At 39.6% G+C, this 25,323-nt stretch carries 15 protein-coding genes; 1 reads left to right on the top strand and 14 read right to left on the bottom strand.

From position 1 onward, the window contains the following. Window positions 1–65: 65 nt before the first annotated feature. From fucP to ACN1CD_RS04325, 10 genes are all read right to left on the bottom strand, one after another. On the bottom strand, window positions 66–1,358 hold the full coding sequence (gene fucP, locus ACN1CD_RS04370; protein WP_419129045.1) for an L-fucose:H+ symporter permease: 1,293 nt from the start codon (window positions 1,356–1,358) through the stop codon (window positions 66–68). Between the two features lie 493 nt (window positions 1,359–1,851). Beyond that, window positions 1,852–2,298 carry a MaoC/PaaZ C-terminal domain-containing protein gene (locus ACN1CD_RS04365; protein ID WP_419129044.1) on the bottom strand — a complete coding sequence of 149 codons (447 nt, stop codon included), beginning with the start codon at window positions 2,296–2,298 and terminating at the stop codon, window positions 1,852–1,854. 231 nt (window positions 2,299–2,529) lie between these two features. After that, window positions 2,530–3,609, bottom strand: coding sequence for a Gfo/Idh/MocA family protein (locus ACN1CD_RS04360; RefSeq protein WP_419129042.1), 1,080 nt, complete (start codon window positions 3,607–3,609; stop codon window positions 2,530–2,532). Further along, window positions 3,610–4,845, bottom strand: a complete 1,236-nt coding sequence (locus ACN1CD_RS04355; RefSeq protein ID WP_419129041.1) for an extracellular solute-binding protein — start codon at window positions 4,843–4,845, stop codon at window positions 3,610–3,612. It lies immediately after the preceding gene. After that, window positions 4,838–6,001, bottom strand: coding sequence for a CaiB/BaiF CoA transferase family protein (locus tag ACN1CD_RS04350; protein ID WP_419129040.1), 1,164 nt, complete (start codon window positions 5,999–6,001; stop codon window positions 4,838–4,840). The genes ACN1CD_RS04355 and ACN1CD_RS04350 overlap by 8 nt, the downstream gene beginning before the upstream one ends. Before the next feature lie 354 nt (window positions 6,002–6,355). After that, window positions 6,356–7,507: a CaiB/BaiF CoA transferase family protein gene (locus ACN1CD_RS04345; protein WP_419129039.1), complete on the bottom strand. Its 1,152-nt coding sequence runs from the start codon at window positions 7,505–7,507 to the stop codon at window positions 6,356–6,358. Beyond that, window positions 7,504–8,664: an ABC transporter substrate-binding protein gene (locus tag ACN1CD_RS04340; protein WP_419129038.1), complete on the bottom strand. Its 1,161-nt coding sequence runs from the start codon at window positions 8,662–8,664 to the stop codon at window positions 7,504–7,506. Before ACN1CD_RS04340 ends, ACN1CD_RS04345 begins: the two co-directional genes overlap by 4 nt. A gap of 290 nt (window positions 8,665–8,954) precedes the next feature. Then, window positions 8,955–11,561: a beta-galactosidase GalB gene (galB, locus tag ACN1CD_RS04335; RefSeq protein ID WP_419129037.1), complete on the bottom strand. Its 2,607-nt coding sequence runs from the start codon at window positions 11,559–11,561 to the stop codon at window positions 8,955–8,957. A gap of 8 nt (window positions 11,562–11,569) precedes the next feature. Next, window positions 11,570–12,685: a glycosylase gene (locus ACN1CD_RS04330; RefSeq protein ID WP_419129036.1), complete on the bottom strand. Its 1,116-nt coding sequence runs from the start codon at window positions 12,683–12,685 to the stop codon at window positions 11,570–11,572. A 1-nt stretch (window position 12,686) separates the two neighbouring features. Continuing rightward, entirely contained in the window at window positions 12,687–15,440 is a 2,754-nt protein-coding gene (locus tag ACN1CD_RS04325; RefSeq protein WP_419129035.1) for a family 78 glycoside hydrolase catalytic domain, read from the bottom strand. A gap of 283 nt (window positions 15,441–15,723) precedes the next feature. On the opposite strand from ACN1CD_RS04325, the gene ACN1CD_RS04320 reads away from it, so the two are divergent. Continuing rightward, window positions 15,724–16,497, top strand: a complete 774-nt coding sequence (locus tag ACN1CD_RS04320) for an IclR family transcriptional regulator (protein ID WP_419129034.1) — start codon at window positions 15,724–15,726, stop codon at window positions 16,495–16,497. 485 nt (window positions 16,498–16,982) lie between these two features. On the opposite strand, the gene ACN1CD_RS04315 is transcribed toward ACN1CD_RS04320, so the two are convergent. The 4 genes from ACN1CD_RS04315 to ACN1CD_RS04300 all read right to left on the bottom strand — a co-directional run bounded on the left by ACN1CD_RS04315 (window position 16,983) and on the right by ACN1CD_RS04300 (window position 25,323). Further along, window positions 16,983–19,157, bottom strand: coding sequence for an amylo-alpha-1,6-glucosidase (locus ACN1CD_RS04315; RefSeq protein WP_419129033.1), 2,175 nt, complete (start codon window positions 19,155–19,157; stop codon window positions 16,983–16,985). Between the two features lie 74 nt (window positions 19,158–19,231). After that, window positions 19,232–20,821 carry a sodium:solute symporter family transporter gene (locus ACN1CD_RS04310; RefSeq protein ID WP_419129032.1) on the bottom strand — a complete coding sequence of 530 codons (1,590 nt, stop codon included), beginning with the start codon at window positions 20,819–20,821 and terminating at the stop codon, window positions 19,232–19,234. A 725-nt stretch (window positions 20,822–21,546) separates the two neighbouring features. Then, a complete protein-coding gene (locus ACN1CD_RS04305) occupies window positions 21,547–22,632 on the bottom strand; it encodes a Gfo/Idh/MocA family protein (protein WP_419129031.1) in 1,086 nt (361 codons plus the stop codon). 96 nt (window positions 22,633–22,728) lie between these two features. Continuing rightward, on the bottom strand, window positions 22,729–25,323 hold the full coding sequence (locus tag ACN1CD_RS04300) for an L-rhamnose mutarotase (protein ID WP_419129030.1): 2,595 nt from the start codon (window positions 25,321–25,323) through the stop codon (window positions 22,729–22,731).

The following is a 25,323-nucleotide window of genomic DNA, read 5'->3' as shown; positions in this document are numbered from 1 at the left end:
TGATTTTTTTTCGTCATTGAGAGGGTTGGTTGTTACCGTCGTCCCTCCTTGCAATGACGATTAGTTTATTTGTGAGCGACTTTATATCCTCTTAATGCGAAGTAGAGAACGATGATAAAACATACCAAAGGAATGCTATATCCGATCTGAATATTATCGCCATATTTATCAATCATCGTTCCCATCCCAAATGGTAAAATAGCACCGCCAACAATTGACATGATTAACCAGGAGGAACCAGGTTTGGTATCTTCGCCAATGCCTTCAATTCCCAAGGCGAAGATGGTTGGAAACATAATCGACATAAAAAAGCCGATAGCTCCTAAAGCATAAACCACGTAAGAACCTTGTCCTAAAATTGCCACTAAGCATAGTAAAACAGAAATAACCGCATAAATGGCTAATAACTTATTTGAAGCTATAAATTGAAGTAAGGCCGTTCCGGCGAAACGCCCGGCGGTGAACAAAAATCCATAAATAGCCAGATAGGAGGCCGCCGTTTTTTCATCAAATCCACCACCTTGCTGCGCCATTCTGATAAAAAAGCTCGTTACACAAACCTGCGCACCAACATAGAAAAACTGCGCAACTACCGCCCATCTTAAATGTTTATGGCGTAATGCACCAAAGAAACTACCTTTTGCCTCCCCGTCTACGCTTTTCGTTTTAATCTCCGGCAGGTGAATAAAGTAAAAGATCACTGCGATAACCAACAAAATAATACCCAAGGTAATGTAAGGCGTTTTTACTGATGCGGCTTCTTCCAGAAAATAACTGTTTCTGCCCGATTCCGTCATTGCTGCCAATTCTTCTTTAGTATGCGATTTGCCAGAAAGAATAAACAAACCACCAATTACCGGCGCAACCATTGCGGCTAATCCATTAAATGAAGCGGCTAAATTTAATCTGCTTGTGGCTTTCGCCGGATCGCCAAGGATTGCAGCATAAGGGTTTGCAGAAGTTTCGAGCATGGTTAAACCACAACCAATGATAAAAAGTGCAATCAAAAATGTAGCATACGATAGGTTGTTTGCAGCAGGAACAAATAGAAATGCGCCAAAAGCGAAGGCCAATAAACCAGCGATCATCGTGGCTTTATAACCCCATTTCTTCAAGATAATTCCAGCCGGAATGGCCATTATAAAGTAAGCGAAGAACACGGAGGTATCAATCAACGTAGATTGTTGATTGTTTAAATTACAGGCTTTCTTTAAATGTGGAATTAATATCGAATCGAGGTTGTGCGCCATTCCCCAAAGGAAAAACAGACTCACTACGAGAATAAATGGCAATAAATACTTTTTTCCGGATGAGGGATCGCCCTCTGTTATGATTTCTGGCTGTGTGTTGTGGTTCATTATATTTGGTTTTCTATTGGTTTATTGGTCATTTGTTCAGTCCAATTGTCTAGTCGTTCATTAGTCAGTAGTTCATTGGTCATTAGTTCAATTCAATTGCATAAATGTTCATTAGTTATTGGTTCATTGGCCATTAGTTCAGTCTAATTGCATAAATGTTCATTAGTCATTGGTTCATTGGCCATTAGTTCAGTCCAATTGCATAGTCGTTCATTCGTCAGTAGTTCATTGGCCATTAGTTCAGTTCAATTGCTAGTCGTTCTTTCGTCAGTAGTTCGTTTCGATTGGTTAGTTATTATTAAGTATAACAATTATTTTATTAAAACTATCGCTATAGCCCCCCAAACTAATCAACTATTGACCAATGACTAATAAACCTATATAATACCATCGCTATAGCCGCCCAAACCAATCAACTATTGACCAATGACTAATAAACCTGAATAATACCATCGCTATAGGCACCCAGACTAATGAACTATTGACCATTGAACTAATGAACATTCTTCTTCACCACCAGGAGATGATCGCAGACTAATACAACTTCTCCATGCTGGTTAATAATTTCTACGTGTTCGGTTACAGTTCCGTATTCCGGTCTTTTGCTCTCTCCTTTTTCTGATATTGTAATTTCCGAATGAATGGTATCGCCTATAAAAACAGGTTTTACAAAACGCAATTTATCATAACCTTTAGACATCGCTTCAGGATTAATTTCTGATGCGGTTAGTCCAATGCCGATGCTAAAAATCATCGTTCCATGAGCAATTCGCTGTTTGAAAGGTTGAGTGGCACACCATTCTGCATCCATGTGGTGCGGAAAGAAATCGCCGGTGTGGCCTGCATGAACCACGAAATCGGTTTCTGTAATCGTTCGACCTAAAGTTACCCGTTTGTCTTCCAATTGATAATCTTCAAAAAATGTTGATTTGAAATACATTTAATCTTCTTTAATTTATTATGTCTTAGCCAGACGGGCTCTTTTCTTTTGACCGCAAAAGAAACAAAACTCCCAGCTTAAAATTTTTCTATTGAAGGAACTGCGTTGGCTAGAACACTTCATCCCGAAAAATTTGTTAGGCTGGATTTAAGCTGAACGTTTTGTTGTGCTGTGGCCTTATAAATCGCAACTAGCATCTGTCGACTGCTTCGACAATCCAGAACTCGTAACTCATAACCCGTAACTCATAACCTTAATTCCCCCAATATCACTCGATTGATAAGCGCTCTCTACAACCGCCATGGTTTGAATCACATCTTCCACATTGGTATACAAAATATCAGTCGAGCCTTCGTTATATCGCATTAAGTTTGCCATTGTGCCAATAAAAGCTTCAGGAAACCACGACCCCTCTAATTTAAGTGTTTGCCATTCCGGAGCCTTTCCATCTCCTACGATACAGTATTCAAAAACATCAGGCACGCCGTGAGGATAATCCATTAGTAAGCCAATTTTTGCTACAATTGCACCTTTTGTTCCCTCCCATTTAATATAACTTTCCTGGTGATCCGGACCAAAATCATGATCGTGATTGGTGTTGATGACAGCATGCATTGTGTCGCCATAATCCATCAAAATGGTAGACCGGGATGAAGATAGCGCCTTTGTAGGATGCTTCAAGGTCTTCGCCAATACTGTTTGTGGATTTCCTAAAAACGAACGAATAAGATCGACATAATGAATGCTATGGTATTGAATTTCCAAGCGGGGATGAATCATCACGTGTGGAAATATTTCCCATGGTGTTTTAATCGTGACCCGAACTTCCATATCATATAGCTCACCTATCGAACCGCGTTCGATCAGAAATCTTGCTGCACTTACAAAGGGTGCAAATCGCAATTGAAAATTAATTGCTGCCTTTAAATTCTTTGTTCTGCATAGTTCCAGAATTTCATTTGCTTGCGCAAAATCATCGCCCATTGGCTTTTGAATCAACACTGCGCTTCCATCGGGCAACTGTCTTAAGGTTTCCAGGTATTGCTCTGGCATGATGGTCAAATCATATACCGTATTTCCTGGTGCTGCTGCCACGGCTTCCGCAACGGTATTAAACACATTTGGAATGCCAAAAGCATCGGCCAGTTTTTGTGCCCGTTCTTTGGTTCTGTTTACAATCCCAAAAACATCAAAACCAGCAATTTTGTAAGCCGGAAGATGTGCATCAGCTACAATTCCACCCGCCCCAATAATGATGATGGGTTGTTTGGTTTCGGGTAATGCTGGTTGATATTTAATTTCAATACTCATTTAATTCAATTTATTAATTTGATTTTGCGCGTGTTCAATTAAGGCCGAAGATTCCTCGTCGGTATTAATCGCTTTCAAAACCATTTTATCAATTACTTTAGCAATTAAAGTCCAGTTTTTATGTTGAGGAAGCATATTGGCTACCTCGTGTAATTGTTCTAACTTGTGGTAATAAGGAATAATTTCATTCACTTCGGCATCCTTCCAGGTGGAGATTCGGCACCCGATTCCGCCTTCGAGTGTAAGCCGTTTATCCTGCTCCACATCTGTAACAAACCTCAGAAAATCATAAGCCAGGTTTTTGTTTCTACTGCCTTTGGCGATGGTATAAAGCCAATAAACATTTAAAGAGGCTGATTCTTTTCCGATCGCTGAAGGCAATAATTCTACACCAACATTACCTTTAACTTTAGAATTTGCATCCACCTCACACATCGCAGCAAAACCAAACCAATTAATCATCATAGCGGCTTCGCCCTGTGAGAAAGCAATTCCTGCCGCAACAGAGTCGAACGCCGCAGATTTTGAGTGAACAGCAGTTTCATCATTTACCATATTCCGGTAAAAATCTAATCCATCTACAGCAGCTTGCGAATGAATCTGAATATTCCCTGATTGATCAACCAGGGTTCCTCCTCTGGTCCAAAGTTGCAAGCAAAAATCAAAAACAGTATTATGTCCATCGGGATAACAGGCATAAATACTTCCGTACGAATGATCTGCAGGGCGATTGAAAAAACGCGCTACCTGATGAAAATCTTCCCATGTTTTGGGTACTTCCAGGGCTTTTCCGTATTGCTGTAAATAGTTGGCTTTTTCAGTCTCACTTTCGAACAAATCTGTTCTATAGATCAAACATTCTGGTCCATCGTGAAATGGTAAACCGACCACTTCCCAGCCGAAGCGCTGCAGCGATAAAAGGGATTTACTCCATCCGTTCGGAAAATCTACAGGTTTTTTAGTATTGATATATGGATTGAGTAATTCGAAAGCATTGTTTAGATATCCTTCGTAAACCCAATCGGTATTGATATGGGCAATATCGAAATCGCCATTTGCTAAACCCTTATGGGTAATGGTGCTTTCGTAAAGTTCATGCAAATCCATGATGACCATTTCTAATTTCAAATCACAGCCGGAAATTGCACAGTATTGATCCCAGAATTTCTGCATCGCAGATTCAAAAGGACCGAATTTACGTACTGCTATTTTAAAAGTATCGGCTTGGTTAGACATTTGCAGTAGTTTTCTGTGTAATAAATTCTTTTATAATGCGCTCGTTGTCCTGGCCCAGTTTTGGAGAACCTTTTATCGAAGTTAATAATTCTCCATCAATCCGAATCGGACATCTGGTGGTTTTATATTGATAACCATCTACCATCTCCACTTCTTGAATCATATTCAACACTTTGAAGCCATCATGCTCCATTAATGCATTCCAGTTTAATACATCTGCACACCAGATATCTGCCGGTTCTAGTTTAGAAAGCCATGTTTCCGTTGTTTCTGTGCTTAAGTGACTCGCTAAAATGGTTTTAATCTCATCCCGTTTATCAAATGCTTCTTCGATCGCTTCATAATCCAAAAGTTCATCGCATCCCAGCAAATTACCGAGCTGTGGGATAGAACCCATCGCCAATGCCAGGTATCCATTTTCGGTTTGATAAATTCCATAAGGCGCTCCCAGATAAGCATTTGCATTATTCTTTTCTGATCGTTGAGGCAATTCTCCCCCATCATTCATAAAGGTTGTGATCGTTTCAAACTGGAAATCATAAGCCGATTCCATCATGCTTACCTGCACAAAACCACCTTCATTTTTGATCGCTTTGCGGTAAAGGCAGGCCAATAATCCTTGTGCTAAATGGGCACCCGCCAGCATATCTACAATAGATAATCCCATTGCCACTGGCCCGCTGTCAGCATTGCCAGTAAGAGATGTTAAACCAGTAACCGATTGTAAAAGCAAATCCTGACCAGGTTTGTTTCGCCATTCGCCTTCCATTCCGTAGCCAGATATTTCGCCATATATTATTGTGGGATTTAATGCCGCTACGGATTGATAATTAAAACCTAAGCGCTCCATCACACCAGGACGAAAGTTATGGATCATTACATCTGCTTTTTTAAGCATCTCGCGAACCATTTCGCAATCTGCCTCGTTCTTTAAATCGACCTCGAAACTTTCTTTATTTCTATTGATGGCATGAAAAACCGAAGATTCGCCATTCATAATCAGGTTGGAGGTGTAAAGTGTTCTGCAGATATCGCCAACACCTGATCGCTCAATTTTAATGACACGGGCACCCATATCGGCTAAACGCAAGCTCGCAGACGGTCCGGAAAGGAACTGACTGAAATCGATAACTAAATAATCTTCAAGCGGTTTCATGGTTATATTTATTATTTTTTTTGTTGGCCAGGAAATATTTCCTGGTCTTATTAATTGAGGATTTAAAATCCTCAGAACGAAAAGTCGGGATTACAGATCCCGACTAACAAGCGTGCGACAAATATCGCCAACACCCGATCTTTTAGTTGTTCAGGAAATATTTTCCTGACCTTGTTAATTGAGGATTTAAAATCCTCAGAACGAAAAGACGGGATTACAAATCCCAACTAATTAGCCGCGACAAATATTGCCGACACCTGATCTTTTTGTTGGCCAGGAAATATTTTCCTGGCCTTATTATCCGAGGATTTAAAATCCACGAAAAGTCGGGATTACAGATCCCGACTAACAAGATTAACTCAATTCAAATTCGTTATTAATATCAGCGGTATTCAAACCTAGTTTTGGTGCTACTTTCGATGCAAATAACTTTTCATGATCTAAACGAATCGGACTTACCGTTGTCTTCATTTTTTTGCCATTATCTAGAACCAGCTCCTGCTCAATTTCTAATTTTTTATAGGTACTTAAGTTTGTTGCTGTTTGATAATTTAAGACTTCAGCACACCAGATCCCATGACTTTCTAAAAGATCAACCCAGTTTTTTGTGTTTTGCTGTGTAAAAGTTTCTGCTAAACGCACGATTAATTTATCACGATTTTCGAATGCTGAACCTGCTTCCACATATAAATCGGAAATATTACAATTGATGATCGCACAAATGTTGGGCAGATTCCCCATCGCCATTGCAATATAACCATCTTTAGTTTTGTACATGCCATAAGGCGCACTTAAGTACGCATGCGCACTGCCTTTTGCACCGCTCCGATCGGGTAGTTTTCCGCCATCATTTAAGTAAGTGGTCAGCACTTCAAATTGCACATCGAGGATGGATTCGAGTAAACTGACTTCCACCAAAACACCCTTACCCGTTTTCGCTCTTTTGATTAAAGCGGCCATAATACCTTGTGCTAAATGGTTTCCACACATGATATCAGAAACTGACAGCCCAAAAGGTACAGGTCCATCCGTATCCACTCCGGATAAGAATGTTAAACCAGAAACGGCTTGCACCAATAAATCCTGACCCGGTTTATTCTTCCATGGGCCTTCGGTGCCATAGCCCGTAACCATTCCATAAATAATTTTTGGGTTGATATTTTGAACGCTTGTATAATCAAGGCCGATCTTTTCCATTACACCGGGGCGGAAATTATGCGTCATCACATCTGCCTTATTGATGAGCTTTTTTAATTTTTCTAAATCTTCCGGATTTTTTAAATCTGCAGCATAACTTTCTTTGTTTCGGTTGATGGTATGAAAAAGCAAGCTATCCTCATCCACAAAAAGGTTTTTGATGGATAATTGGCGACAAGCATCTCCTGTATTTGGACGTTCGATTTTGATTACACGTGCACCTAAATCTGCCAGTTTTAATCCAGCTGAAGGCCCTGCCAAAAACTGGCAAAACTCTAAAACCAAAAGTCCTTCTAACGGCCTGTTCATGATAACACTAAACTTTTAGATTTCTGATATAATTCATTCATAGCTAATAAAACATGTTTCTCATCTCCACCGTTCATTAAATAATTCCGCACTACATCGCCAGCATGGTCTTGAAAATACATGGAACCATGGTACCGCGGGCGGAGGAATGCACGCTGTAAAGCTGGCAGCGTATTTAAAAAATAGTTCTTGCTCTGGCGGTTTACTTCATCGTTTTTCCAGGCGGTTAAATGCCCTGGCTGACCACCACTTTCAAAAAACAAAGAGGATTGACATACCGGAGAACCTACAAACTCCACATATTTCGCAGCAATATCCAGCTCCTCACATTTTGAGGAAATGGCCAATCCTGTTCCACCTAAGGTGCTTCTCAAATTGGTTTGCCCATCAAGTGAAATCATATCATGGAAATGCAGCACCTTCCGTGCATAGCCGGTTCTCGAATAATTTGAATAGCCGTAAGCAAATGGGCAATAAGCAATTTCATCGGTTAAAGTCATGGCTTCATAAACCTGAATGGGATTTCTATTGAAATTGGCAGGGTCTATTTTCGAAGCCAGTTCGCGATACATTTGTAAAGCTTTGACACCAGTTTCCGTTGAAATAACTTCGCTATCATTTTGGCAAGGATCTTCGCCTAATGAGCAGCACAATGTGTAAAAGTTCATTAAAACATCAATCGGAATGCCAGCGAAAGCAACCAAACCTTTATCTGCAAGTGCTAATAGATCTTCAAAAGATTGGGGTAATTGTAAGACTTTTTCGGTAAGTAAATCTTGTCTTGAGGCAGCCACTGGCGTTGCGGCATCTATCGGTAAAGCCCACAAATGTTCGTCGTAAAAATAACTCTCATAAGATTGACCGACGGAATTCCGTTCCTGGTCTTTCAAATAATCATCAGAAAGGTAGAAATCCAAAGGCACAATTGATTTTGTTTTAGCTGCAAAACCTGCCCAGGGATGGTCAATTACTAATAAATCAAATTGTTCTGCCAGTTCCTGAATAGAAAAATCAGCAAATTGTTGCAGACTTCTTTTTTCCCAAGTGATGTGAACATTTGGGTAAAGTTCAGAAAATCGCTGCGCTGTTGCCACCATAGGCAAAAGCCCACGACTGTGGTTCCAGGTTATTCCTTTTAAATTAATTGTCTTCTCCACTTTAATATTTTTTATTTATTTCTGACATTCTGAACGCAGTGAAGAATCCCAAAACCATCCTACACGATCCTAACGTTAGCTACTACCATGGCAGAGCCTGTTCTTGTAGGTTGCAGATTCTTCGTTCCTCAGAATGACAAAACTACTTTCCTAATGGCTGGTATCTCCTCCGACCATATTTATTTCGGGATGGTGTCTCACCAACCGTATTTTACATCCAATTTACCGAATGAGATTGCTTCGTCGTACCTCCTCGCAATGACGAAAATAAACCTATCCCATCATCATCATCATTTAACCGTATTAACTGTAATTGATGAGGAAGCCAGACCAGCTGCAGTTGCCGTTAGTTTAATCATCCCTACTTTCTGTGTTGATTGTAAAATGGCCAGGCATAAACCATGAAATGCCTTTCGGGAATTGGCTTTAAAGGGCTCTAAACTTGCCTGAAAACCATTATCCACACCAGCGATGAATCCATTTCCCTCTACTTTAAAATCAACCAAGTTATCGGCATTCGGTACGACGTTTCCTGCTGCATCTAAAATCTTAACGGTGATAAAGGATAAATCTTTGCCATCAGCTCTGATTTTACTTCTATCTGCTACCAGTTCAATCTTTGCAGGTACTCCGGCAGTTTTTACTGCAGTCGTTAAAACATCTTTTCCATTTTTACGGGATATAGCCTTCAATGTTCCTATCTCGAAATTTACCTTCCAAAGCACATGTAAATCATCATTTTGCTTCGATTTTTTACCCAGAGACTTTCCATTCAGGTACAGTTCCACTTCATCGGCATTGTTGTAATAGGCCCAAACCTCAACTGATTTTCCCTGTTCCCAATTCCAATGCGGCAGAATATGAAGCACGGGCTTATTGGTCCATTCGCTTTGGTACAGGTAGTAAGAATCTTTAGGAAACCCAGCTAAATCAACAATTCCGAAATACGAACTTCTGGCTGGCCAGGGATAAGGCAATGGTTCGCCGAGGTAATCAAATCCTGTCCAGACAAATAAACCTGAAACATGATCATATTTCTTCGCTTCCTTCCAGGTTTCTTCATGTGTAGAACCCCAATAAGCAGAAACATTATCATAAGCAGATGCCGACCACTCCTTATTCCCTTCGGTAAACTTTGTTTTACCATCTTTTGGCCAACGGCGAATCGTGTCCGCAGTGTCGTAAACCCCCCTGGTTTGCAATGCTGATGTGGTTTCGGTAGCTAAAAACTTAACACCTGGATAATTTTTAGGGAAATCTTTATACTTTTTATGATTGTAATTTAAACCATAAATATCAAGTGCTTTTGCCTGATAAATGAAGTTTTTAGTTGAATCAGTTTCTGTTAATGCCGAAATTACCGGACGGGTTTTATCCAGGTTTTTAACCATCGAAACCAATTCTTTTGTAATGGCGATCCCGGTGCTATCAAACTGTTCACGGATTTCATTCCCAATGCTCCAGAGGATGATGGATGGATGATTCCGATCGCGGACAACCATATCTTCCAGGTCTCTTTTATGCCATTCTGCAAAGTTTAAATGGTAATCGTTTTTGGTTTTCTTTTTTGCCCACATGTCAAAAGCTTCATCCATTACCAGGAAACCCATTTGATCACAAAGATCTAGAAACTCAGGTGCTGGTGGATTATGTGCAGTCCGAATTGCGTTTACGCCCATCGCTTTCATGATTTCTAACTGACGCTCCATCGCACGAACGTTTACCGCAGCACCAAGCGCACCTAAATCATGATGCAGGCAAACACCTAATATTTTCATTGATTTGCCGTTCAGCGAAAAACCTTTTTCCGCATCAAACTGGAAAGTACGAACGCCGAATTTGGTTTCGTAAGCATCTACCAGTTTATTGTTTTGAAGAATTTGAGTAACCAATTTGTATTGCTTCGGGTTGGTAACCGACCAAAGCATTGGATTTTTAATCTGATCTTCGCAGGTGATCATTTTGCCTGAAGTATCTATTTTAACAGATGCAGGCTTAGTTTTTAAAACCAATTTTCCACTGGCATCATAAATGGTATGAATTAAAGCAACTGACTGAGGTTTTAATGTTTTATTCTGGATCTGCGTTTCGATCTGAACTTTGCCAGATTGATCTGCCGTTACAAACGTACCCCATTTTGCAACGGAAACTTTCGCCGATGAGGTTAACCACACATTCCGGTAAATGCCAGAGCCCGAATACCAACGTGAATCTGGTTGGGCAGCATTATCAACCTTTACGGAAATGAGGTTTTTTCCGGGTTTTAAATATTTACTGATCTCATAAGCGAATGAACTGTACCCATAAGGACGTTTACCTAAGTATTTTCCATTGATCCAAACCTGGCTGTTTTTATAAACGCCATCAAATTCTATCGTAATTAATCTGTTTGAGAAGTTTGCAGGTGCATTAAATTCTTTTCTATACCAGCCGATTCCAGTGGGTAAACCGCCCCCCTCAGGTTTTGCTGGATTTTTTTCGTCGAATTTCCCTTCTATGCTCCAGTCGTGTGGTAAAGTTAATTTTCGCCATTTTGAATCGGTATATGCAGGAGATTTAGCTCCCGGCTCATCGCCTAAAAAGAATTTCCATTCTTTGTTGAAACTGGTTCTGGTACGGGGTTCTCCTGCCCTCGTCATTGCGAGGCACGAAGCAATCTCACTACTTTGGATTGGCCTCTCTTTCACATTAGGATTGCCATACCTTGGCAATGCGCTGAAATGAGTCGTCATTTCGACTGGAGCAAAGCAGAATGGAGAAATATTTGAACTGGGTTTTACTGATTTCAAAGATTTCTCCACTTCGGTCGAAATGACGATTAAAGAAGATTTTGCCTCACCAAAAGAGAGTACTACTAAAAGTAGCAACCCAAAAATCCTATATGTAAACTGAGGCATCTTCATTTCTAATTCTTCGTTTCGCTAACAAAATTTACTTTACTTTTTCCAAGATCTTTCGATGTTGCAACTGCAATTCCACGTTGATCTTGCTTATTCACCGCACAATAAAAGTGATAAACAATACCTTTATGTTGCAATACAAAAGATTTATGTGCATACAATTCATCGTATTTTTCTGAGGATTCTATCAGGTTTTCACCCGTCCAATCGGTCCAGTTGATTAAATCTTTAGAGACTGCAAAACGATTGAAAGATCCTTTTCTGTCTAGCCAGAAAGCACCGAAATAAAACATGACGTAATTGTTTCCAATCTGCTGAATAACAGCATCGCCCGTAATCCCAACAGGATGATGAACCACTGGGTCTTTCTGGAAACGCTTCCAATGGATCATGTCATCAGAAACGGCCATACCGATTCGCTCATACCATCGCGTTTTTTTATTATTCGCTAAAGAATCGCCAACGGCATTGTAATACATCACAAAACGATGACCTGTTAATCTCTTTTTATCTTCGATAACCGTACTTTTAAAAAGTTTATTGCGGTTTTCCCACCAGCGCACATCAGCGTCTAATGAACTTAAAACTGGCTGATCCAATCGGCTCCACTCCTGAACAACTGACGGATGTTTAGTCGTGTAAGCCATCCCGATGGATAATGGTTCTACTTCGTAGCCTTTTTCTTTGCCGCCGAAATACGACATCCAGTATTTGCCATTAAACGGCTTGACTTTATAATTTCCGCCCCATTTCATATTTAATAAAGCGTTGTACCCGGCCTTTTGGTTATCATCCCATTTGCCTGCATTGCTGAATGACATCATTTTTCCGACGTTCTCCCAATGCAATAAATCCTCACTTTTTGATAACCAGGTTTCGTAACCACGACCGCTAAAAATTAAATAGGTCATGTACCAGTCTTTTCCTTTTTTAAAGATGGTCGGGCAATCCATTTTGTGTTCTTTATCTTCAGGAACTTGGACCAAGCCATACTTATAAGGTGTTTTTACTTCTTCGTAAATCTTTTGCATCTCTGTAGCCGAAATTGGGAGTGATTTTTTTTGTGCAGCAGCCGAAAGTGCAGATAAGACAAAAATGATATAGATCCAGATCGCTTTCATCCTACTTCACTTTAAATTTATAATTCCCTGAACCTACAGCCACCATCACTTTTCCATTTTTATACCCCAGTGATTTGAATACCGCATGATTTGCTTCGGAAACAGTTTGATTATCAGGAGCAGGAAGGTATACTACTGCTGTGGTGTTAACCGGGATATTTACTTCCAGTTCAAATCCATTCGCCGATTTTTTCCAATCGGTTGTAATTTTACCATAAGCAGAATCGTATTCCGTTTTTGCAAAAGTTAAATCGCCCACAACCTCAGGCTCAATCCTGATCTTATTAAATGCCACCGAATTTTCCTCCTGACGGATACCGCCCACACCGCTGTAAAACCATTCCATTAAATGCCCGAGCATAAAATGATTGTTTGAAACGGTTGGCAATGCAGCCCAACTTTCGGTTAATGCAGTAGCACCTTTGGCAATTTGCATCCCATAACCGGGTACATCAGAGCGACTGTTCATATCAAATATTACATCCGATCTTCCTGCATCTTCCAATACGCGTAAAACGTATCGATAGCCAATATCACCAGCTGTTAATCCATTATTTTTTGCCCTGATATCCTTTACCAAATTTTCAATCACGGCATTTTTATCTTGATCTTCAACCAATTCCATGTAAACAGCCATGGCATTTGCAGCCTGACTGCCGGAGCCATATTGTTTGGTTTTACGATTGAAGAACTTATGATTAAATGCCTTTTTTACCGCTAAAGCCAGGTTGGAATATTGCCGAGCATCGGTTGGTTTTCCTAATAATGTAGCAATTTTTTCCATGATTTTTAAATCATAATAGTAGATAGCGGTAGCCGAAATACCCATTGGCGTGAGCTGGGAAACACCTGGTGGCTTCGGCCCAAGATCGTACCAATCTCCTAACCCCTGAGATAAAATATGTTGCTCCGCTTTTGTGCCTAAATATTTAAAGTAACGCTGCATTACGGGATAATTATCAATTAATGCTTGCCGATCGCCATAATATTTATATAAATCCCAGGACACTAAAATACTGCTGCTTCCCCACTCCGGCGAATCGCGAAACATGTCGCCACCCCATTCAAATTTCACATATTCGGGTGCAATTTCAGGTACGAGTCCGTTAGCAAGCTGTGAATTCCGAATATCAACAGTTGCCTTTTTAAATAATGGTGCCGCGGCATAATTATAATTTACTGATTTACCCATTAAATGCAGCTGCTCCAGCCAGCCCAGCTTTTCGCGGTGCGGACAATCAGTAAATACACTCACCATATTGCTTTTAATCGACCAGTCGATTAAGGTGAAGGTCTTATTAAACAATTCATTTGATGAACTAAACTTCCCAATAGCTTCTGCGGCATTGCGAATATGAAGCGCTGTTAAATCCTCTATTACAGCTTGTTTCGAAGGATTTTCCTTTCCAACAGGAACGCCACCTTTAACCTGCAAATAGCGGAAACCTGTATAGAAAAATTTAGGTCGCCAGGTTTCTAAACCATCGCCTTTTAAAATATAAGTGAAATAGGATGGCCCGCCAATGTTTTTTTGAGTAATCGTACCATCTTCCTTCAATAACTCTGCAGGTGTAATGCGAACGGTATCTCCCTTACTGCCCCGAACTTTCAATTCGATAATGGCAGAAGCATTCTGACCTAAATCATAAACCCATTCCTGATTGCCGGTTTGTGTAATGCTTTTAGCACTAAAGTGATCAAACACTTTTACAGGCGCTTCTTTCTGTGCATTTAACTTCGGACCATCAACCAGCAGCACTGATTTCCAGTGAGCATCCTTAAATCCAGCAGTATTCCAACCTTTTTGTTCCAGGTTTGCATCGTAATCTTCGCCACCATATATACTAGAAAATATAATGGGTGATGGTGCAGTTTTCCAACCTTCGTTACTCACTATATTGGTTGATGTTCCATCGGTATATTCAATTTGTAGACGGCAGATCATTTTTGGATAACCGAAAGCTGACTTCAATTTTCTATATCTTCCTTTAATGGGAGGAACATAATAAAAGCCGTTGCCAAGCATCACGCCAACAGCATTTGAACCTTTTTTGAGCTGTTTAGTAATATCGTAGGTGACATAAAGTGCTTCTTTATCGTATTTCGTCCAGCCGGGAGCAAGAAAATCATCTCCTACTTTAGTTCCATTTAAACTCAATTCAAAATGCCCCAAACCAGAAATAAAGGTAGTAGCACTTTTTATTGATTTTGCCAGCACAAAATCTCTGCGAAACATGGGTAACACATTGTTCGCATTAAACTTATCTTTTTTGCCATCAGTTGGCAGCACATTTACATTCGAATCGGCCAACCTTTCGTAAGCGATCCATTTCGCACCTTTCCAGTCGGCTACACCTAGTAAACCCATTTGAAAAAAAGCAGATTTACTCCAATCAGAAACCTTTCCCTTACTATCCCAAACCTTTACTTTCCAATAATATATTTTTGTGGAGACCAGTTTCGAACCATTATATTGAACCTGGATAGATTGATTGGAACTTACTTTCTTCGTATCCCAAACATCGCCAATGTTTTTACCAAGATTACTAATGCTGCTTGCAACTAGAATCTGATAAGCGGTTTGGATGATGTTATGTTGAGCAGATTGCAGTTTCCAGCTTAAATTCGGGTTAACAAGGTCAATCCCAATTGGATTATTTAAGTAAGCACAAGATAATTGAGCAACCTGAATATCTTGCGCAGACAGCGAAATGCTGATCGAAAATAGCCAGGAAAAAAAGAAAATTCTGCTCATTATTTTATGTTTAACTCCGCGTTGCCAATTTTACGCAGAGCAATAATAATTTGGGTTTATAAATGGTTATTAATACCTTGAAGCAGAAAAGAACCAATTTCAAAAATTAAAGAAATCAATCTGTAACGCTAACACGGCATCAATTCAAATATAAATGTTTTTTTTAAATATGAAAACATATCTTCGTATTTAAATTAATACAAAATGTTGTAAGCGATAAATATGAATGCATTTTGTATGTTTGGAATTGTAAAAAAATTGCTACAGCCAAATTTAGACCCGTATGAACGAAAAAGAATCGAAATATCAGGCACCAGCTTTGGATAAGGGGCTAGATATATTGGAATATTTATCAGCGCAATCTATCCCACTTTCTCAAACAGAAATTGCTGTAGGCATTGAGAAAACACCGAACGAAATTTATCGGATGTTGATGAGTCTGGAGAGTCGCGGTTATATTCTGCGTGATGAAGTTTCCGGGAAATACCGTTTATCACTTAAGCTGTTTTATCTTTCTCACCGCCACTCGCCTATTGATGAGTTGCGTAAAGCGGCGCAGTTTCCGTTGGAAGAATTGGCAAACAGCATTCGCCAGTCATGTCACTTGAGTATTTTATACATGAACCAGGTGATGGTGATTATTCATGCGAAAAGTCCGGGACCGATTGCACTTTCTATTGAAGAAGGGAATTTGTTTCCTTTGCCGCTTACCGCATCTGGAAAGGTTTTATTGGCTTACATGTCTGAAGATGAACGAACTGTCACGCTAAAAAATAATGCGATCTATAAAAAGTATGCAAAACCTCAACAGGAAGATTTTTTAATCTCCCTGAAAGATATTCAGCAAAATGGTTCCTATCTAAAAAATAGTGATTCAGTTTCCGGCGTTACCGATATTTCAGTACCAGTGGGTCTGGCAAGCAACAATGGCATTATTGCTTGTTTAACTATCTCTATGTTAAATGCGTTGAATACAGATAAAGCGATTGAAAATGAAGTAATTCTTGCTGAGGCTTATAAATGTGTTAAAAAAATAGAGCAAAGGATTGGGGTTTAGATCCCTCTGCCCTTAAACTATCGTGTGGACACAATTAATTTATAAAGATCTTTTTCCCGCTCTTTGCCGCGGAGGCATGGTACTTTGGAGCCCAAAGTACCCAAAGCGCTTTGTCAATCCAGCTATGGGCCTTTCGCAAATCCCAAACACATCAAAAAAACAGCGGGCACTTTGTTTTGTGTTCATATTCTTTTAAGCTTCGAACCTGAAATTATGAACACAAAACCACTGCGTTTAAGGTTTGTTAGTGCTATTTTTACTATTATACAACTGTTTTTTTGATTTCACCGGCCCTTGGGATTGACGGCGCTCTTCGGTAAGGCCTAATTTTTTATTAAAGTTGGTTAGCAAAATGCAGAGAAAACCACGCCTGGAAAATGTGTCCACACGATAGTCCAAAGGAGGGGGACTTAGTTTCACGCCATTATCTCTGCATCCGCCCTATATTTCCGCTTTCTATTTCCACCATGCTTTTCACTCCCCCTTTAGGGGGCTGGGGGGGTATATCCTATCGCATAATTCATATTTTTTTCAATCCTAACTTCATAAACACCTCTCGAAACTTCTTTCACTTCCGCTCCTTTCACTACAGGTTTTGATTTACTTTTTACAATTAGCTTCCCTGTACCTATGGCAGCATTCACCCTGATTTCTTTTTTGTTCATGTAAACAGAAATATCACCATTGGCGGTTGGTACTTTGCCTTCCATCCATTCCAGGCCACCTAAGTTTGGCTGAATAGTATAGGTTTCATAACCGGGTAAATCAGGACTAACGCCCAAATAGTATTTCCCTAATAAGTAAATCGGACTAGCACCCCAGGCATGGCAAAGGCTTTTCCCAAATGGTCTGCCGTACATTTCCAGGTGCTCCACTCCTTTCTTATCAGGATTATATTCTTCCCAGAAAGAGGTGGCGCCAAGTTTAAGCATCCCACCCCAATAACTTTTCATTTCTTTTAATACGTAAGGTTGCTCTCCCATTGCACACAATGCTTCCAGTTCGTAAAAGCGCATGTATGGCGTGGTGATTTTGGCAATTTTATCATTCAGAAGCACATTTTCTTTTACGGCCAACTTTTGTTCTGGTGTGAAATAATCGAAGAATAAGCCGAACATATTGGCATAACGCGTAACGTTATCCGTTGGTTGATCTGCAATTCTGCTATGCACCAAAGCATGCTTACTTTGGTTCCAGTATAATTCGAATATCTTAGTTTTCAATGCTTTTGCAGCACGGTCGTATTTTGCTGTATTTTCGGTATCATTGGCTAGTTTAGCGCATAAAGCCATGGTTTCTAAACTTCTGGAATAGAGTAATTGCTCAAAACTTACTTCTCCATCCTTACTTAATTTATCTGCCCAATCAATGAAGATCCAATCGCCCGGCATCCATTCTAATAAACCATTTTTGTTCTTTCTGCCATCAATATAAGTCATTAATGATTGCATTCTTGGATAAATATCCTGCACAAACTTTTTATCGCCAGTAAATTTATAATAGTCGTAAATCCCTAGAAACCAATAAAAAGAATAATCCATAATGGTGTTGATGTGTGCCGTAACCGGATCTTTTCCACGCTGTGCCAAAAGTGTTCTTTTAACTGTTGGTGCATCGAAAAATGAATAGTAATTCATCAAATAACTCTGGTAAGCATCACCACTCCACACCCACCGATCGCGTTTAATCCCATCGATAAAAAACTCTCTGGTGTTCAAATGAAAGGTGTATTTCGCCACATCGTATATTTTATTCAACTCCGCATCAGACGACTTAAAACTCCCCCGTTCCGTTACTGGTGCATATTCGTAAAGCATCGAAATGGAATCGGCAGTAACTCCATTTTCAGCCTGAAAATTCACATACCTGAACGCTTTTGAAAGTGGCATCACCGAATCTTTCTTATTGGCTAGATTGAGATCCAGGTGATCCAGCGTTTCGCACTTATCAGTTGATAAAGCCTCTTCCCTGGATTCTCCATAATAAATATCTAGCTTTCCATTTCCTTTCAAACCATGTATTTTGAGGAAGCCAAATGTTTCCTTCCCGAAATCTGCTACATAACCATTGCCTGCTTTTTCTTTGTTTACAGCATAGTGTGCAACTACAGGCAATTTAAATTTTGAGGGCAGCACGTTTGGATCTGTTAAATTCCAGGAGCCTGCGGAAACGAAGGTAGTTCCCGATTTATCTGAAACCTTTCCACTTTGATCAATCCATTCCTTATCTTCAAAAGTGGTTAACCAGGTTTCATCAGAAACAATGGTTTTTCCCTGTACAAAAATAGCGGGCACCGTACCCTGACTATATACCTTTAAACTTAACTTATGCTTTCCTGCCGGGATTTGAATGCTTTTTGGAAAACCAGTAATGGCTTGCCCATCGATTTTAACATTGTAAGTTCCTTCAACAAAAAGTTTAACTTCTTCTGGTTGGCTTAACGTAAATTCCTTATGAAAATCTACTAAAACATAATGACTATCCATTTTCCAGAATACTGGAAAAAATGATCCGCGTTCTGTTCTCCGATTCTGCATCACATTGCTCATATAGATATCGAAATCGCCGGGGTACCAAATCCAGGATGCCTTTTGGGCAAAGGTTGGAATCACCAGGAAGCTAAAAAGCAAGAGCAGAAGTATTTTTTTTAGGTTTTTCATATCGTTTAAATTAAGCTTAACGCCATATATTTTATTTATCATCCGACTTCGGACTCCCGACTTCAGACTTTTTTTTAATGTCCATTGAAGAATATATAAAGTACAACCATCACTACCGCAAGTGCTGTCCACGAAATCCAGACTATTTGACTGGGCTTTTCGATGTTCGCCTGATGTTTATCATTAATTTTGTAAATACTCGGGCTTCGGTCTAAAAGTGAAATAAGGATAGCAATAGTAAGTAGCCCTGCGAAAATATAGAACGAGAGCATCAGATAGTGTGGCCAGAAATCGTTTTGATCGGGTGGCAAGATCCAGAGGTATGTGATTCCTGTACCCAAACTCAAAACAGAACCTATGGATAAAGTAAAATTCACTGCTTTTCTGGTGGTTTTTTTCCAGAAAACAGTTAACAGAAATACCACTGAAAGCGGCGGCGCGATAAAGCCCAAAACTGATTGAAAGACATCAAATAGGTTTAAGCCTTTGATGTTATCAATCGCCAGAACCACAATCACAGCGAAAATGCAACCGGCAACTACTGTTAAGCGACCAATGTTGATAATTTGTTTGTTAGTAGCCTGCGGATTGATTTTCTTTACATAAACATCCATCGTAAAAACGGTACTCAAAGAGTTTAAGGAAGAACCAATCGTTCCCACTAAAACTGCAATTAAAACCACTATTACCAAACCGTTCATCCCTGGCGGGAAAAGGTTGGTAACCATCGTCATATAAGCCTCATTGGGATCTTTTAGATTTGGAAATAAAACATAGCATAAAATTCCCGTAATGATAAATAGTGGTAAGGATAGCAATTTTAACCACCCGATAAAGCTCACGCCCAATTGCCCTTGCTTCAAATTCTTTGCGCCCAAAACAGATTGAACCATCGACTGGTCGGTGCAAAAGAAGGCAACGGCCGCAACCGGATAGCCCAATAAAATAGCATACCAGGGATATTTTGGATCGCTGGCAGGCTGAATGAGGTTCCAGAAATGACTAGGGGTTTTAGCATACAAAGCAGAAATTCCACCGACTTTATGCAAGCCTAAAAGCGTAAGAGACAATGACACGGCAATCAATAAAATCATTTGAAAAACATTCACTTTTGCAATGGCTTTTAATCCCCCGAAAAAGGTAAATAATCCTGCAAAAGCCACTAAGACCGTAACCGATTGCCACATGGGGATGCCCAGAATCTGCCTCACCAGAAATCCCCCTGCAAACAAGCCTAACGATAACCAGGAGATTAAAATCTTCACTAAGGCATACCAGGCCAATATATTTTGGGTAGAATCGCCATAACGATTTCCCATAAACTCAGGCATGGTACTCACTTTTGCTGCCAGGTATTTCGGGGCGAAAACAATGGCCAGTAAAAACAAAAAGATAAAGGCATACCAGTCGAAGTTTACCGCAACGATGCCTGTGGTGTAGCCTATACTGGCGAAGGCCAGCAACATCGATGGACCAACATTTGTGCCCCACATATTAAAGCCGATACTTGCCCAGCCTAAAGATTTATTAGCCAGAAATAGGGTTTCATCTTTGTTTTTATCTTTCGAAAAACTTGCCCGATACCCAATGATCACCAAAATAATAAGGTAGGCGATCACGATGAGGTAATCTAAGCTGGTTAAACGTTCTACAATGTTTCCCATTGGTTTTTATTTGGTTAGGTTGGTTTAGGTTACTATTTTATTTAACCATAAATGAACAGAGATTAAATTTATCATCTGTGTTTATCCTTTTTTATCAGTGTTATTTTATTTTAGGTTTTGCCATATCTTCAAAGTATTCAAACATCCTAGCCATAATTGTAGGATTGCTTCATGCCTTGCAATGACGACTCCTATCAAAGAATCGTCATCCTGAACTTGATTCACTGTTGTCCGGTTAAAGTTTAAACGATCCATTAAATCCTTTAAATCAAGCTAAAAAAGCTGTTTTTATCTCATTTTTAAAAGGTAAGCCCATTGTTTTATAGGTTTCCTAAAAATCTTGCACTAATTCGGCTGTCCGGTAAAAAACTATCATTTTCAGAGGTTTTAATATTTTAAACCGCTCATAGCTTCCATATCCTGCAAAATATTATTTTGGTTAAGGAATATTGCAGCCATTTGTGATTAGGCTGTCCGGTAAAAATTTGTTCAAAAAGTTTTACCGGACAACAGTGAACTTGATTCAGGATCTTTCTTTAATAGATGCTGAACTAAATTTACTGCGTAGCTTTCCGCTGCGCTACAGGTCAGCATGACGATTTGGTTGATGATCCTTATAAAATCCGTCTTTGCGAAACAAATCCTTCATCTGCTGAAACAATCCTCATTAAGAGTCTAAAAAATAGATTGCTTCGTCGTCCCTCCTCGCAATGACGACCTATCTTTTACAAGCCTATCGATTCCCTTGTAATATGATTTGCTTTCAAAATCTCATCAATTTTCACTGGCAAACCCGTTTCCATTGATTGATCCATCGCTTGTAAAAGTGCCACCGTTCCGATTCCCTCTTTCAAATCAGGGTAAGCAGTAAATTTATTGTTGATGCTATCCGCGAAATAATCCAGATAGTTTTGGTATTCACCAGCATGGTGACTTTGTCCTTCGAAACGGAAGTAATGTTTCAAGGTAGCATCGCCCCAGGTAATAATCTTTTCTTCACCAGTTTTTGTGGTCACAGCATAACGCAATTCATGGTAATCGGCCTGACTAGCACCTTCCGTACCACGTAAAATACAACTCATACCACTATCACGACTGGCGGGTTGCGTTGGGCCTGTATAGGCACCGCTCACTCGTGCAATCCTGCCATCTTTAGCCTTAAAAATAAAGTGCATCGTATCCTGATTTTTCAGGCCAGCCTTTAAACCATTGCTACTTAACATGCCGTAACCCATTACTTCTTCAATATCTGGCATATACCAACGAATAAAATCCACAGGGTGACTTAAACCGCCATACAACCATTTAAACGATTGTTTTAGCGACCAGCCCTTCTCTAAAAACCAACGGTGATCGGCATGGTAATAACTTTCTATCGTAATTAATTCGCCTATTAAACCTTTATCGAAATCTTTTTTCTGGCGCATAGCAGGTTCAAAAAAACGAGAACTCTGCCCAACAAAAATCTTCTTTCTTGATTTTTTACTCAACTCTAAAAGTTCATTGGCTTGCGATAAATCGTCAATAAAAGGCTTGGTACAAACCACATGTTTCCCATGCTGTAGTGCCAGTTTAATATGTTCAAAATGCAAGTGGTCTGGCGTGTAAATCGCAATCATATCGATTTTATCGCTGGTTAACATGTCTTCGTAACTGGTCGTCCAGTTTTGAAAATCGAACTCTAAAGCGCGTTCTTCACAAAGTTTCTTGTTGGCATCGCATATCTGAATGAGCTTAAATTTCTTGCTCGCCAATGAAGCAGAAATTGTACTTCTGCCCTCTCCTAATCCTAAAATCCCTAATCTTAACATGATCTTATTTTTTGTAAGCGTTATTATTTTCTAATTAGTCATCCGGTGAATACAGGCTTGATGCAGATATTCATCGGATGACGACTTTTACTTTATTTATGCTATTGGTTTAAAGAAAACCCAAACCTCACCAGATTTTGCACCCTCAATTCCTTCCTGATATTTTTTCATTAGTGCATTCCATTCCTGTACTCTTGGATTGTTTTCCGTGGTTTTAGGATTTAAATCATCCAATTTTTTTCCTTTCGGAATACTGATGATAAGCATGAGTTGCCTTTCATTTTTAAAAATCGCTAACCGCTGAAATTCGGCATTGCAGAATCCTTTTGAAATCTCCGGCCATTTTTCAAACTGTGTTTGATGATAGGCCAGGTATTCCCTTTGCATTTTTTCGTCCTTCACCAAATTGGCAGATAAAATAATATGATCCCATTCTCTTACAGGTTGATCACCACAGTTCTTTTCTCTGTTGAAATCATAAAATAAATTATCATAAAGTTTAATTTCCGATGCATTTAGGCGCTTTAAAGTTTGCTGCAAACTTTCCACTTTGAGGCTCGAGGTATAAATCACCAGGCGATTGTTCCACTTGTAAAATGCTGAAGGCAAGAGATTGTTTTCCTTAGCAAACGCATTTAAAGTATTATTTCCGGGTAAGTCATCGGTTTTAAATATTAACTCAAACACGACAGATTTATCTTCAGCGGTATTGATTCCCCTTTTTGAATAAACAGACTTTTCCTTTAATAAATATTGAAATGGTTCTTCTAATCCAGCATTTTGTTTGATATGATCTGCAACTTTTGGTCCGTTGTTTTCCCAAAGATTATCTGGTCCGTTGGCATTTTGCAAATACTTTTCAGTCGGTGTCCAATTGTCTTTTATGGTAAAGTGCGATGAACCCTCATCAGTGTATAAGTAAAACCAATGGTCAGGAAGATGGGCATAAGGCGCCTTGTAAATACTATCGATAACATTCTCATTAATAATAGACTCCGGCTGTACAGATAAAGTATATATTCCTGCAACATCATATAGATGTTTGCCATAATGATGGATGCTGTTTGCGCTGATGGTGTTGTTCTTCATCGCATTTTGCGACTTTGTCCAACCCCAACCCATACTAATACCCGAGTAAGACACGTCGCTAATTTCGTTATGACGGATTTTGATTCCACGCACGTAACCTGCGCCAATTCCAACCGCTCCCCAATCTTCATTGGTTACATCTGTAATCAGGTTATTTTCTATTCTGTCATTTGTAGAAATTTCTCTTTTATCGAAAGGATTATATGGCAAATGAACTTCAGTTGCCTCATCAGAAAAGGTTCCGATTAAAATCGCAGCGCCACCAATATCTTTAAATAAATTACCTGCTATTTTATTATCTGATGTCCCCTTTTTGAAGTCTAAGCCGGTAGATGCAATATGTTCAAACCGACATGATTCAAACGAAGTATTGTTCGCGTAATTCACTTCAATAGCTGCCGCTGGTCGGCCAACCCAGGCCTGATTTTCCAAAGCAGCTTTATCTGGCGTTCCTGGAATTTTTAGTTTATAAGCATCGAGCATGTACATCCCTGCCTGATGCGGCACGTGTCCCTCTTGTGATGGTCTTAACCAGGTTGAATGCTGGAAAGAGATATTTTTGAAACTCACGTAGGAAACCGGGTGATCGATTGTTCCTTCAATATTGACCAGATTTTCCAGTGCTGGTGCCACCACATCTGCCTTAAGCATATTTTCTGATGCACGCGGCCAGTAATAAATTTTGTGATTTTGAAAATCTTCAAACCATTCGCCAGGTTCATCTAAAAACTGAATGGCGTTTGAAAGGTAAAAAGCAGAATTTCCGGTTTTTTCAGAAATCCATGGTGCGGGCCAGGGGTGTTCAGACTGAATTCTACTTTCAGGTTGCATAAAAGAAAGTTCTGCAGTATTTCCAACTACTTTAACCGATTTTACACGAAGATTTGCAATTGCCCACCATTGATGAATCAGCATTTCCATGCCTTTAATATTAACCAGATTGATGTTTTTAGGAATGGGAATTTTACAAGTCTGATTCTTTTTATCCCAGGATAAAATTCTGCCCATCTCTTCGCCATTATAGTTTTTTGCCCGGATGGCTTTATGATCATTCACCCACAATTGCCTGAACTGTAAATCACGTCCACCGAAATCAGGCAAATTTGCTACCCAGACTTTCCCTAACGATGCTTTTGGTAATCCCGGAACAATTTTATTGAGTTTACTCCAGCCCTTAATTTTTACACCACCACTTAAAATGGCTTTTTCTCCTTGCAAAGCGATGATTTCTGTCGGACTATCTTTTGTACCTAAATCTTCAGGTCGTAGCACGATCGGTTCATTTAATTGATATACTCCCTTCCCCATGATAATTTTGATTCCATTTTTAATCGATGGATCTTTCAAACGGCGCAATTCCCTTGCTTTTCTAATTGCTGAATGCAGTGTTGCCAGAGGTTTTTCTTTGGTACCCAAGTTAGTATCAGCACCATTTATAGCGACATAAATATCTACCGCTGCTGCGTTGAATTGCAACAACGACAAAAGCATTACCAAAATGAAAAATGGTTTAAATTGTTTGGTTCGTGATGACCCAAACCAAGATATCAAGTCTTTTATTCTATATGCACTTTGCATCTTTTTGGTTATAGCAATTTCCAT

The sequence above is a fragment of the Pedobacter sp. N23S346 genome, from assembly GCF_048515415.1.
GTDB lineage: Bacteria > Bacteroidota > Bacteroidia > Sphingobacteriales > Sphingobacteriaceae > Pedobacter.
The sequence above is the reverse complement of the archived record's forward strand: the minus strand, read 5'-3'. Positions and strand labels throughout refer to the sequence as shown.

Bases quoted from the DNA above. Each gene is read 5' to 3' on its own strand.
- fucP (WP_419129045.1), bottom strand. From the start codon at position 1,358: ATGAACCACAACACACAGCCAGAAATCATAACAGAGGGCGATCCCTCA.
- ACN1CD_RS04365 (WP_419129044.1), bottom strand. From the start codon at position 2,298: ATGTATTTCAAATCAACATTTTTTGAAGATTATCAATTGGAAGACAAA.
- ACN1CD_RS04360 (WP_419129042.1), bottom strand. From the start codon at position 3,609: ATGAGTATTGAAATTAAATATCAACCAGCATTACCCGAAACCAAACAA.
- ACN1CD_RS04355 (WP_419129041.1), bottom strand. From the start codon at position 4,845: ATGTCTAACCAAGCCGATACTTTTAAAATAGCAGTACGTAAATTCGGT.
- ACN1CD_RS04350 (WP_419129040.1), bottom strand. From the start codon at position 6,001: ATGAAACCGCTTGAAGATTATTTAGTTATCGATTTCAGTCAGTTCCTT.
- ACN1CD_RS04345 (WP_419129039.1), bottom strand. From the start codon at position 7,507: ATGAACAGGCCGTTAGAAGGACTTTTGGTTTTAGAGTTTTGCCAGTTT.
- galB (WP_419129037.1), bottom strand. From the start codon at position 11,561: ATGCCTCAGTTTACATATAGGATTTTTGGGTTGCTACTTTTAGTAGTA.
- ACN1CD_RS04330 (WP_419129036.1), bottom strand. From the start codon at position 12,685: ATGAAAGCGATCTGGATCTATATCATTTTTGTCTTATCTGCACTTTCG.
- ACN1CD_RS04325 (WP_419129035.1), bottom strand. From the start codon at position 15,440: ATGAGCAGAATTTTCTTTTTTTCCTGGCTATTTTCGATCAGCATTTCG.
- ACN1CD_RS04320 (WP_419129034.1), top strand. From the start codon at position 15,724: ATGAACGAAAAAGAATCGAAATATCAGGCACCAGCTTTGGATAAGGGG.
- ACN1CD_RS04315 (WP_419129033.1), bottom strand. From the start codon at position 19,157: ATGAAAAACCTAAAAAAAATACTTCTGCTCTTGCTTTTTAGCTTCCTG.
- ACN1CD_RS04310 (WP_419129032.1), bottom strand. From the start codon at position 20,821: ATGGGAAACATTGTAGAACGTTTAACCAGCTTAGATTACCTCATCGTG.
- ACN1CD_RS04305 (WP_419129031.1), bottom strand. From the start codon at position 22,632: ATGTTAAGATTAGGGATTTTAGGATTAGGAGAGGGCAGAAGTACAATT.
- ACN1CD_RS04300 (WP_419129030.1), bottom strand. From the start codon at position 25,323: ATGGAAATTGCTATAACCAAAAAGATGCAAAGTGCATATAGAATAAAA.